This window comes from Moorena sp. (genome assembly GCF_982860115.1).
Window position 1 is genome coordinate 1 of sequence record NZ_CEYLVT010000234.1, and the last position, 11682, is coordinate 11682.

Sequence of the window (11682 nt, forward strand, 5' to 3'; positions counted from 1 at the left end):
GTGGTCAGCAGTCAGTGGTCAGCCGTCAGTCGTCAGCTTATTTTATTCAAAAGCTGTTGGGGTAGCTTGACCAATGGCTGATAACTGAATGCTGTTCGCGTAGCGTGCGCGTAGCGCTTAAGCTGAATGCTGAATGCTGAATGCTGAATGCTGAATGCTGAATGCTGAATGCTGTTCGCATCAGCCTCTGAGCCTTGTGGAAATTTAAAATAAAACAAAGAAAGTCTTAGCATCTAAGTATCAACCAACATCCATGAGTCAAACCGAACAAATCCTATCCCAGTTACCTGGTGATGTTCTCGGACGCCTGCGCAGTGCTGACAAAGTCTGGAAAGCCTTACGAGATGGGACAACTCCAATCCCAGAGGTGATTACAGAAACCGAAGAGGGATTAGGCACCCTAGACTTGGATGTAGTAATCTGTGGCGGTACCTTAGGAATTCTGATTGGTGCTGCTCTACAACAGCGAGGCTGGCGAGTTGCGGTAGTTGAACGGGGGGTTTTGCGCGGTAGAGACCAAGAGTGGAATATCTCTCGCCAAGAACTGGAGGTATTCCTGGAACTTGAGTTACTCTCAACAGCGGAATTAGAGAATGCGATCGCATCCGAGTATAACCCAGCTCGGATCAGTTTTTTCCAGGGTCCTGATTTCTTGGTAAACGACGTACTCAACATTGGTGTTGACCCAGTCTTTCTGCTCGATACCCTCAAAACCAAATTTTTAGCTGCTGGCGGTAAGCTCTTTGAAAAGACATCCTTTACACAAGCAACCATTCATCCCGATGGCGTCTCAATCGGGTTGAAAGTTGACCAGTTGGAGGTTACCCAAGTTAAGGCTCGCTTACTGATAGATGCCATGGGACATTTTTCCCCAATTGTTAAGCAAGTCAGGCAAGGTCAGAAACCAGAAGGGGTTTGTTTAGTGGTTGGTAGCTGTGCTGAAGGCTATCCTAAAAATGACATGGGGGATTTGATAGTATCCTTCACTCCTATCCAAAATCAATGTCAATATTTCTGGGAAGCATTTCCAGCCCGGGATGGTAGAACAACCTATTTATTTACCTACTTAGATGCTAATCCCGAACGTCCTAGTTTAGAATTTTTATGTGACGAATACTTCCGTCTCTTACCAGAATACCAGGGAGTAGAGTTATCCCAACTTGATTTTAAACGAGTACTATTTGGCTTTTTTCCTTCCTATCAAAAAAGCCCCCTAAGAATGCCTTGGAATCGGATTTTACCCATAGGGGATAGCAGTGGTGGGCAATCCCCAGTCAGTTTTGGTGGATTTGGTTCCATGGTCAGACATTTAAAGCGTCTAAGTAACGGAATTCATGAAGCCTTGGAGTATGATTTGCTAGACCGGAATGCTTTAGCCCAACTACAACCCTATCAGCCTAATATTGGCGTAACTTGGATGTTTCAACGGACGATGAGTGTTGGCATCAAGCAACAACTAGCACCAAATCAAATTAATCAATTACTGACTGGCGTATTCCAAGCCATGGCAAACCTGGGAGATGATGTGCTTAAGCCCTTCCTCCAAGATGTAGTGAAGTTTTCAGGATTATCTAAAACGCTATTTGTGACATCATTAACTAAACCCGGATTAGTGGTGCCAGTGATTCCTCAAGTAGGATTAACGATGCTATTGGATTGGATGGTTCATTATAGTAATTTAGCTGTTTACAGTAGTTTGTATCCAGTAGGTAAATTACTCAGTGGCATGTTGACTAGCTTGCCACCGAAACCAAAATATTATTACCACCGTTGGCTGGAAGCATGGCGCTATGGGTCTGGGGGGGATTATTAGTGTAGGTTTTAGGTTTTAGGTTTTAGGTTTTAGGGAGGTAAGCTATCAGCTATCAGCTTTCAGCTTTCAGCCATTCGCGTAGCGTGGCCTAAGGCCAAGGCTAAGGACTGACGGCTGACGGCTGTTCGCGCAGCGTGCGCGTAGCGCATAAGCTTACATATCAACCTACCTCCTTCACAAAGGGCAGGGTGGCTTGCTGAAAAGCCACGATTGATGATCGTGATATTTTTGGCATGATGGAAGTAACTCCTATTTGAGTGGGAGGAAAACCGCGCTGATTTGATAAAGGCTGTTACCAGCGCGGTTATTAGTATCGGTCGTAACTTTCTATAGTATATATAACTCCTGAAAAAAATGCAAGGGGTAATTGAAAGTTTTTACATTTATTTACAAATAGTAATTTTGGTATTTTATATACTCAACTATGGGTAATCTTTGCAGTATTTTTATATTGGATAGTTTTTTGATAGAGCAGGAAACAGTAAAAATACGATATACAATAAATCAGTTTAATTAAATGCTATAAACTAGTTAACCATAAATATAATCAAAAAATTAATCCTCATGAATTGGAGAGAAGACATTCATTCCAATCCAAACTTTTTATTAGGTAAGCCAGTGGTTAAAGGCACTCGTTTATCCGTTGAGTTTATTTTAGGCTTGTTTGCTGCTGGTTGGACAGAGTTACAGATATTGGAGAGCTATCCAACACTAACTTCAGAATCAATTCGAGCAATTTTTGCATTTAGTGTTGAATGTATGCAAGATGAAGTTATCTATACGTTGGCACCGATGGCTGAGGCAAGGTAGTGAGACTTCTAGCAAATAAAAACTTTCCATTGCCCAGTGTGCTTGATAAAAGCCGGTTATGATATATTATAAATTACCGAGTTTGAGGTAGAAAATTATGCTTTTAATGGAGTCATGAGTTGGGAGTCGTTAACAAAAATTATCACTATTTATACAGGGATTGCTATAGTGCGATCGCTCCCCAAATTTGTTATAATTAAAACTATAATTAGGGCAGTTTAACGATGACAATCACTACCGATCCAGAACCTAACAAAAATCAAGATTCAGAACCAACATTAACTGATGTAATCCGAAAACTTGATCAGCTTTCAGATGAAGTTAAAAAGTTTGATGAAAGATTTAGCAATTACCAACAAGCCACACAATGGGTAATTCAGTTAGCGTTTGGCTTAATTGCCAGTGCTACTGTTATCGTGATTGTGAGTAATGTTTTAAAATAACTCAATACCAAAATAAGAAGTACTCTAATTTAATAAAGGTAACTCTTTCCCTCTAGCTTGGTAATCTTCTACCAAAAGCTCTAACACGTCTTTAGCATTTTTGAGAGCCTCTTCGTAGCTGCTGCCATGGGTATGAGCATAGGGACCAAATTCTGGCAAACTAGCAATGTAGGTTTGGTCTTGCTCTGACCATTCAATTAAGATACTATAGTAGTTTTTCATCTGTATTTATTTCTGTAAATTATCTAAGTCTCTACTCCCCTCTGATTCCCGATTCCCGATTCCCGATTCCCGATTCCCTAATTAAAAACCACTATAATTAATTAACCGTTTCAATTCATAATCCCGACTAAAATTTCCAGCAACTCGGTTAGCTCTTCTGGGACGATGTAGCGCTTGGGGTCTTGTTGTATGGAACGTTCAACGCGATTAAAAGTACCGAAACGCCAGTCTTCTCCGGTGGTAACAATGCCGTACAAAATTCTCTGGTCAGACTGGAGCCACTGATCAAGGGCAATCAACTCCACCGCCAGTTGAGTGAAGCCCCGTACCAGATCAGATTGTTTGGCTTCGATCACAATCACGTTATGGTTGGCAATGTAATAATCTAAAGTTCCCCGCAGGTGTTCGTTAACCGCAATAGAATATTCAATGTAAATGCGGTGATTAGTGAGATCGACTACTTCAAACAGAATTGGTGCGATCAGGGCTTCGCGACGGGCAGTTTCGTTGATCAGCTCGATGCGCTTGCGGTTACGCTGGAGTTGGTGCAGCAGGGGTTCAATAGCAGCAGTGAAAGGCTGACGGGGGAGATCGATATGCGATCGCACAAAGGTACAGTCAAATTCAGCCAAGATATCTTCTAGAGTAAAGGGAAGATCAAAATATTGATTGAAGGTATACGACTGTCCAGCTTTGAGAATGCGGCGGCGGTTCATTTGTAGAGTAACTTAACTACTATAATTTTACAGTATTATGAGTGTAGTTATCCCTGACGATATTGTCCAAGCTAGCCAAATGACTGAGGATGAATTCAAACTTGAAATTGCGCTAATGCTGTATAAACAAGACAAAATCAGCAGTGGCAAATTCCGTGCCTGGACGGGGTTAACTGTGATTGAATTTCAGCATGAACTTGCCAAGCGCGGTTTAGATTTGAATTATGATGTTGCCGATTTTGAAGCAGACCTTAAAACCATACAATCCCTAAGTTTGCTGTAACTATTATTAGCTGATTAGCTTTTAGGGAGTCGAGAGTTTAGAATGGAGAAGAGCCATGAAATATAGCATTTTAATTGAATGGTCAGAGGAAGATAACTATTGAAGTCTGGTGGGCAAAGTAATCTAATCTAAACCACTCAAAAATAACCAAACTTTCTTTGCCCACCCTACAAGCTAAAACCCATAAAATTGTACCTCATGAGGAAAGATAATTGCTAGAATTATTTTTCTAGCCCCCTCTGAGGAATGAATCCAGCTTCTTCTATTAATTTTTGCCCTTCATCTGTCAAAAGTAAGTTAGCATAAGCTTCTCCGGCTTTCTGATCATATCCAGAATCTTCTTTAATAATAACGAACAAACGTCGAGTAATAGGATATTTACTGTTTTGAAAGACTTTATGATTCAGTTTGTTGCGCTGCTCAGGGCAATCTTCTGTTGGGACAAGTTTTCCTTCGTATGGGGCAACAAATGGACCATGATTGCTACGACCAATAGGCACAGGTTTAACACTGCACTGACCAACTAAATTATAAGCTGAAGCCATATAAATACCACCGTTATCACGTTCTTTATTTAAATTCCCCACCTTGTTTATAGCTTCAGTAGGAGTTCTTGTATAAATAACATTGGGAGCAAAATCTTGGCCTGTTTCTAAAAGGTGTTTTTTCAAAATTACAGTACCACCACTGTCACGAGGTGCAGAATAGGGTGTAATCTTTAGATTTGGTCCACCTACTTGCTGCCAATTAGTTAATTTACCTGTGTAGATGCCTTTGAGTTGCTTTAAAGTCAAACCTTTGATATCAAGCTCAGGATGAACAATAACAGCCATGCCACCGATAGCCACAGGAATTTGCTTGAGCTTAACCCCCATTTGGTTTGCTCTTTGCTGTTCCTCAGGTTGAATGGGTCGTGAAGACTGGGAAAAAGAAATTTGACCATCTAAAAGCATCCGAATACCAGTGCCAGAACCTGGTGGTAGGCTCATATGCTCAGTATATACAAGATTGAACTGAGGAAATTTTTGTTTAATTTTGTCATCAACTAAACCTCGAATTTTTGCCCAAGTAGTACTCCCACCGTACCGGAATGTTCCTGGAGGTGTATTTACATCAGTTAGAATAGATTCTCTTGGATTAACTTTTATTTCTGGTGGTAATATGAGTCTTGATAGTGGCCCTTTTCCTATAGTTATGTTGATTATTGATAAGATAGAAAAAATCAAAAACAATAGCATAATAATCTCGGTTTTTAATAGATGCTTTTTGAGCATACCCTGCCAAATATTGGGTTTTAAGATAGGATTTTTGAGCAGTCCTTGCAAAGTAAACGGCTTATATAATGCTGATTCTCGGATACATAGGATTGGCAACCAGATAACTCCTGGATATTTTTCATTAAGATAACCCAGACGGTTGCGTGCTTCGTGTACTGAAGTAAAAAGAGACTTATTAGCAGTAAATTCCTTGAAAAAATATTTTAAAAATGCGACAGCTACCACATCGGGAACTGGTTCTCTCATGACAATACATTGAAGCAAATTCAACTGTGTCAGTTGGTTGGCTAAACCAATCCCGTCACAAGAATTGAAAATAGCTAGCTGCAATCCATTGTCTATAGCTTTTTTGAAGGGTTCACTTAATTGCTTAATCGTTACACTTTCTTGATTATTAAGTTCAATCCAACCAATCTTTCCATCTTCTTGAGAACTACTATGACCAGTAAAGATAAAGATCTGGTAGCTTTCAAAAAGCGCTTGATATAACTCCTGAAAAGAAGGCTGAATAAGAGTAATGACCTCTACTCCTTTTTTTTCTAACTCTTGGATTACCTCTAGGTCAGACTCGGTATTAATTCCATCACTCCTACCCACCACTACTAGAATTCTGAGTTTTGAGGAGTTTTGAGGTGGGATGATTGTTTTGCTAGATGGATTTCTAATCCTTAAAATAACTTCTGCGTTTGGGTAGTGATTTTTAAATATATCCCACTCTTGCCAGGGAAAGCGGCTCAAGTTGGTTTCCGGAACATCAAGGAGTACGTGAATTTCTTCACCAGCAAGATTCGATTGGTTTGCTATTGAAATCAATTGATCTCGGATAGGTTGCCACGCCCTATCTCCAGAGTTGAGCCATTCATTGAGGTGTGCTTTTACCGCCTGAGCTTCTTCAGGAGCTGAGTAATTAACTACTTTTCCTGCGGTAAGACGTGATGAGAAGCATGATTTCACATCGTCCAAACCACGATAACTTAACTGCCAGTTTGCAAATGATGAATTCAGAGCTGGTGGTGGAGCCGGTAAAAAGCCTTCGATAGGTTCAAATTTCATACCAGTCACCTCCAGATTGGTATGAAATCCCGATTCCTTATCAAATAGTTTCATTTTGACTATGAGCATTGTCATCTCCTATGAAACTTGAGCAACTTAGACTAAAAACTGTTCTTGATGCAATAGCGAGTGGGGGGAACCCCCAAGACCGCGCTGCATCGCTTTAGTGATGCTAGTATACCCCAAAGCCAATCTGATCCAAAGCCAATCTGACACTGAATCTTTCTGTTAATTGCACATCGAAATGAAACTGTAACCAGTAATCAGCACTTCTGGCTTCTTCTTCCATACAACTGGTTTCTGATTTATTCAGTACAACCACCTGTAAACCTGGTGGAAGATACGTGGAATTCTTAGCTGGATAAAGCTGCAAATAAATCTCGACTTTTTCAGGATTTATATCAGATTTTGGCTTAATTTGTCTTGGGCTTACCCTATATTCTCTGTTCCCAATTCCCAAGTCCCGATTCCCGATTCCCGACTCCCGTTCCCCTCCTGGGAGGGGTTAGGGGTGGGTTCCGATTCCCGATTCCCGATTCCCGACTCCCGATTCCCTGTTTCCTACTCCCTGTTCCCTATAAAAATAATTTTGTCAACCCCTCTTCAGGCGATATACTAAAATTTAAGCATATTTTTAGATTTCCAATGAACTCCTCAACACCATCCATCCAATTCTTTGACGGTATTTATGAACAGCTGAGTGACGTCAGCCTCAGAAAAAACCGACGCTCAGGTGCCCGTATCGTCTTGATGACCTTTGAAAAGTTAAAGGCTATTGAACAATTCAACAGTTATAGAAACCGATTTTCTCAATCAATGGTCTTAACAGACGAAGAAGGGGTGATTAATATGACTCCATCCTCAATAAAATTTCGCTTCGGTGGTCCAGAAGGAGATGACCTAGCAGGAGTGGAGTGTAAAGTTGAAATTGATCAAGATGACCACTGGGAACGCTTCATGCGCTTCATGAATCGGTACGCTGAAGCCAACGGCATGGCTTACGGTGAAAGCAAACCACCAACTGAAGGATAATTACCAATCCTAAACCTTTCCCCCGCTCTTCGGGTTCCCTTCCAGGTTAACCTAAGCCATGAGTGTGCTATCAGACACGATATCAAGTATCAAGGATGACGTATGAAAGTCGCAATTACTGGAGCAACAGGATTTGTCGGTAGCCGCTTAGTGGAGCGTCTACAAGAAGAAGGACATCAACCCTTAATCCTAACCCGTGACTCAGCTAAAGCTAGGAAGCAATTTCCTAATATAGAAACTATTACCTACACTCCCACCGAATCAGGGGATTGGCAAAATGCGATCGCAGGCTGTGATGGTGTAGTCCATTTAGCTGGAGCCCCCATTGCTGAGGAGCGCTGGACACCAGCCCGTAAGCAGGAAATCCTCAATAGCCGCCAATTAGGTACCCAAAAAATAGTGGAAGCGATCGCTCTTGCTGACCCTAAACCCACGGTATTAGTAAACGCTTCTGCCATTGGTTACTACGGCACTAGTGAAACAGTCACCTTTGATGAAACAAGTCCTGCTGGAGACGACTTTCTGGCAGAGGTTTGTCAAGCCTGGGAAGGGGAAGCCCAGAAAGTCAAAGAAGCTGATGTGCGACTAGTGATTCTGCGCATCGGTATAGTTTTGGGCAATGGCGGTGCCTTAGCCAAAATGATACCCCCCTTTCAAATGTTTGCTGGAGGGCCAATCGGTACCGGTCGCCAATGGTTTTCTTGGATTCACCGAGATGACTTAGTGAACTTAATCATAGCTGCCCTAACCAGACCAGACATGGAAGGGATTTTCAATGCCACAGCCCCCAATCCTGTCTTGATGTCTGAACTATGTAAAGCCATTGGAGATGTTCTCAATCGTCCCTCCTGGTTACCAGTGCCCAGTGTTGCCCTAGAAGCCCTGCTGGGAGAGGGAGCGGTAGTAGTCTTGGAAGGTCAACAGGTGCTACCCAAACGAACCACTAGTTATGGATGGGACTATCAGTATCCCACAGTAAAGCAAGCTCTAGTAGACATATTGAAAACTGAAAACTGAAAATTGAAAATTGATCACAATTAACAATTAACAATTAACAATTTATCAATCACTAATGACTAATGACTAATGACTATAACTACTAAGGTGTTGCAGTCATGGCATTAGTGGGAGTCGGAGGAAGTTCCTCTTCCTCTATCTGAGCCGGAACCCGTTCTACTCTAGCACCAAGTTGTCGGAGTTTACCCTCCAAATCGTCATAACCCCGGTCTAAATGACGGAGTCCCTGAATCGTAGTTATTCCTTCTGCCCCTAACCCAGCTACCACAAGTGCAGCAGATGCCCGTAAATCCGTACCCACTACTGGTGCTCCCGACAACATTGGCACACCTCTGATAATCGCATTATTCCCTTTAACCCGGATATCCGCCCCCATGCGATTCAATTCAGCCACATGACGCAGCCGATTTTCAAAAACCGTTTCGCTCACCACACAGTTTCCCTCACTCAGAGCCAGCAAGGCCGTAAACTGGGCTTGCATATCCGTAGGAAATCCAGGATAAGGCAAGGTTTCAATATCCGTTGCCGTTAGTTTATTAGGAATAATTCGTAAGCGATTGGGTTCTTCCACCATCACCTCACTACCAATTGCCCGTAGCTTAGCAATCACAGCAGTTAAATGTTCTGGTATTACTGGGTAAAGGCTCAGTTCAGAGTGAGTAATTGCCCCAGCTACCAAGAAAGTGCCAGCCTCAATCCGGTCAGGAATAATTGGGTAATCCACCGAATGTAAACTAGAAACCCCAGAGATACTAATAGTTTTAGTACCAGCACCACTAATTTGAGCTCCCATTGCTCGGCAAAAATTAGCCAAATCCACCACTTCTGGCTCTTGAGCCGCATTTTCAAGGGTGGTTTCCCCTTCTGCCAGAGTCGCTGCCATCAGCAGAGTTTCTGTTGCGCCGACACTGGGGTAATCCAGGTAGATTTTCGCCCCCTTTAGCTTGTTGTTACCTGTGCCCTTCACATAAGCATTGACCATCCCATGCTCAATATGAACCTGAGCGCCCATAGCTTGTAGACCCCTGACATGGAGGTCTACAGGTCTAGCACCAATCGCACAGCCACCAGGCAGTGGTATCCGTGCCACTCCCAATCGCGCTAGCATCGGACCAAGGATAAAAAAGCTAGCTCGCAGCTGGCTAACCAACTCATAGGGAGCTTTTGATTGTCCAATATGGCTGACATCTAGATCTAAGATGTCACCATTGCGTTTTAGCTTGACTCCCACAGCAGCAAGAATCTGGCTCATCCGTTCGATATCTACTAGGGAGGGCACATTACGCAGTCGGCAATCTTGAGAACACAGTAAAGCCCCTGCCATAATTGCCAAGGCAGAATTTTTAGCTCCACTAATTTTTACCTGTCCGTGGAGAGACGCTCTACCCCAAATCTTGAGAACCGATTCGTTTTCCTGGGAGAGAGATTGTGGATTTATCGGGCTTTGAGAGTGACTAATGGGTCTATCCTCCAAAATCATTGTAATTTCTGGCGAAATGTTAAATTTGGTTTTGATTTTACCTGAAACTTTATAAATGTCTAGTTTTCCAAGTATCTTGATCGAATGTCAGGTTTTCCACTATACTCAGTAGTTGGCAATCTAAACCGGGAAATTTGCAGGCGTTGCGGCTATCGACAAGTTTCTTGTCCAACTAAACAGGTAAGGGGTCTCCCGTTATACCCGCGCATGAAGCGCGGGAGGGGAATTACCTGACGGGGTCTCTTGGTTTTGGTATAATAGATTGATGGCGGTTGGACTGCCGCTCAATGGCTGTGGTAAATCGATACAGGATATCGAGGAACAGTAAGTCTCATTCGTGAGGAGAGAGAAGCCTACATCATAATCTTTGATTTGATGTAGGAGTAGTCACAATCCCAGTAAATGCTGTATACTATAAAACCGGTGAGCTAACAGAGCAAGCCCATTAGCAATTCTAAGTTGAATCGTCAACCGTGACAGTTCTGATTCAGAACTGACCACTATCGGAATCACCAACGATTGCTATAACGCCAACAAAAGCGGAACTGGCGGAATTGGTAGACGCGCTAGATTCAGGTTCTAGTGTTCGCAAGGACTTCCGGGTTCAAGTCCCGGGTTCCGCATAATTAGCCAGACTTGTATGCTGACAAGCACTAAGAATCCCCTAGTCAAGGAAATTCGCAAGCTGCACAGAGTAAAAGGACGTCGGCAGCAAGACCTGTTTCTGTTGGAGGGAACCCACCTATTGGCAGAAGCCTGTGCCGTAGATTATCCCCTAGTAACCCTCTGCTATACACCAGAATGGCTTGACGCTCATCCACAACTATCCCACGATGCTTCCGTTCGGTCTCAAAGAGTGGAAGTAGTAAGTCAGTCTGTACTAAAAGCGATCGCTACTACAGTTGAGCCTGATGGAGTGATAGCCACAGCAACCCGTCTTCCCCTTTCCCCGAAACCCTTCAATTCCCTCTCCCTAGGGCTAGCCCTAGAAACCATACAAGACCCAGGAAATCTTGGAACAATCATTAGAACTGCTGTAGCCGCTGGTGCAGAAGGATTGTGGCTAAGTTCCGATAGTGTAGAGCTAGATAATCCTAAAGTATTGCGAGCCTCAGTCGGTCAGTGGTTCCGTCTTCCCATGGCAGTTACCCCGGATTTGCCCACCCTCGTAGCTCAAGCTCAAGCTCAAGGGATACAAGTAGTGGCCACAGTACCAGATGCTAAGGTCAGTTACTGGGACATAGATTGGGGCTGTCCTAGCTTAATACTCCTGGGCAATGAAGCAGCTGGACTTAGGGAAGACTTGGTAAACACCGCAGATCAGCAAGTTAAGATTCCCCTGATGCCAGGAGTAGAATCCTTAAATGTAGCGATTGCTGCTGCCTTGATGTTGTACGAAGCGAAACGGCAGCGTTCTTGAATTAATCAGCAACATCTGGCGTTGCTTAATAATGGAATGTTTTTAAGAGTTTTCTGGAATGGGCATCTTGCGTAGAACTGGCATCTTGCGTAGAACTGGCATCTTGCGTAGAACTG

12 protein-coding genes and 1 tRNA gene are annotated in these 11682 nt (G+C 43.0%); 8 read left to right on the forward strand and 5 right to left on the reverse strand.

Annotation, left to right across the window (positions count from 1 at the left end):
* Window positions 1–253 precede the first annotated feature (253 nt).
* The 3 genes from AC4II3_RS27175 (at window position 254) to AC4II3_RS27185 (ending at window position 3066) form a co-directional block, all read left to right on the forward strand.
* Complete coding sequence (locus tag AC4II3_RS27175) at window positions 254–1813, forward strand: FAD-dependent monooxygenase family protein (protein ID WP_488012625.1); 1560 nt, start codon at window positions 254–256, stop codon at window positions 1811–1813.
* Between the two features lie 564 nt (window positions 1814–2377).
* Window positions 2378–2623, forward strand: coding sequence for a DUF433 domain-containing protein (locus tag AC4II3_RS27180; protein ID WP_488012627.1), 246 nt, complete (start codon window positions 2378–2380; stop codon window positions 2621–2623).
* Window positions 2624–2853: 230 nt separating this feature from the next.
* Entirely contained in the window at window positions 2854–3066 is a 213-nt protein-coding gene (locus AC4II3_RS27185; protein ID WP_488012633.1) for a ssr2422 family thylakoid membrane protein, read from the forward strand.
* A gap of 24 nt (window positions 3067–3090) precedes the next feature.
* Here AC4II3_RS27185 and AC4II3_RS27190 read toward each other — a convergent pair whose 3' ends face one another.
* Both AC4II3_RS27190 and AC4II3_RS27195 read right to left on the reverse strand, forming a co-directional pair.
* A complete protein-coding gene (locus tag AC4II3_RS27190) occupies window positions 3091–3288 on the reverse strand; it encodes a type II toxin-antitoxin system HicB family antitoxin (protein WP_488012629.1) in 198 nt (65 codons plus the stop codon).
* Window positions 3289–3398: 110 nt separating this feature from the next.
* Window positions 3399–4004 (reverse strand): hypothetical protein, encoded by a 606-nt coding sequence (locus tag AC4II3_RS27195; protein WP_490722955.1) that lies wholly within the window; start codon window positions 4002–4004, stop codon window positions 3399–3401.
* A 37-nt stretch (window positions 4005–4041) separates the two neighbouring features.
* On the opposite strand from AC4II3_RS27195, the gene AC4II3_RS27200 reads away from it, so the two are divergent.
* Window positions 4042–4287, forward strand: a complete 246-nt coding sequence (locus AC4II3_RS27200; RefSeq protein ID WP_488015226.1) for a UPF0175 family protein — start codon at window positions 4042–4044, stop codon at window positions 4285–4287.
* A 221-nt stretch (window positions 4288–4508) separates the two neighbouring features.
* Here AC4II3_RS27200 and AC4II3_RS27205 read toward each other — a convergent pair whose 3' ends face one another.
* Together AC4II3_RS27205 and AC4II3_RS27210 are read right to left on the reverse strand one after the other, a co-directional pair.
* Entirely contained in the window at window positions 4509–6686 is a 2178-nt protein-coding gene (locus tag AC4II3_RS27205; protein WP_488015228.1) for a substrate-binding domain-containing protein, read from the reverse strand.
* 103 nt (window positions 6687–6789) lie between these two features.
* Entirely contained in the window at window positions 6790–7077 is a 288-nt protein-coding gene (locus tag AC4II3_RS27210) for a DUF1822 family protein (protein WP_488015229.1), read from the reverse strand.
* Window positions 7078–7262: 185 nt separating this feature from the next.
* Between AC4II3_RS27210 and psb28 the strand changes: the two genes are divergently transcribed.
* Together psb28 and thyD are read left to right on the forward strand one after the other, a co-directional pair.
* On the forward strand, window positions 7263–7649 hold the full coding sequence (gene psb28 / locus AC4II3_RS27215) for a photosystem II reaction center protein Psb28 (protein ID WP_488015237.1): 387 nt from the start codon (window positions 7263–7265) through the stop codon (window positions 7647–7649).
* A 102-nt stretch (window positions 7650–7751) separates the two neighbouring features.
* Window positions 7752–8666 carry a thylakoid membrane protein ThyD gene (gene thyD / locus AC4II3_RS27220; RefSeq protein WP_488015231.1) on the forward strand — a complete coding sequence of 305 codons (915 nt, stop codon included), beginning with the start codon at window positions 7752–7754 and terminating at the stop codon, window positions 8664–8666.
* Window positions 8667–8748: 82 nt separating this feature from the next.
* On the opposite strand, the gene murA is transcribed toward thyD, so the two are convergent.
* The gene (gene murA, locus AC4II3_RS27225) at window positions 8749–10146 is read right to left on the reverse strand and encodes a UDP-N-acetylglucosamine 1-carboxyvinyltransferase (RefSeq protein WP_488015233.1); all 1398 of its coding nucleotides are present in this window, start codon (window positions 10144–10146) and stop codon (window positions 8749–8751) included.
* A 539-nt stretch (window positions 10147–10685) separates the two neighbouring features.
* On the opposite strand from murA, the gene AC4II3_RS27230 reads away from it, so the two are divergent.
* Window positions 10686–10769, forward strand: a tRNA-Leu gene (locus tag AC4II3_RS27230).
* 17 nt (window positions 10770–10786) lie between these two features.
* On the forward strand, window positions 10787–11566 hold the full coding sequence (locus AC4II3_RS27235) for a TrmH family RNA methyltransferase (RefSeq protein WP_488015235.1): 780 nt from the start codon (window positions 10787–10789) through the stop codon (window positions 11564–11566).
* The last annotated feature ends 116 nt before the right edge of the window (window positions 11567–11682 follow it).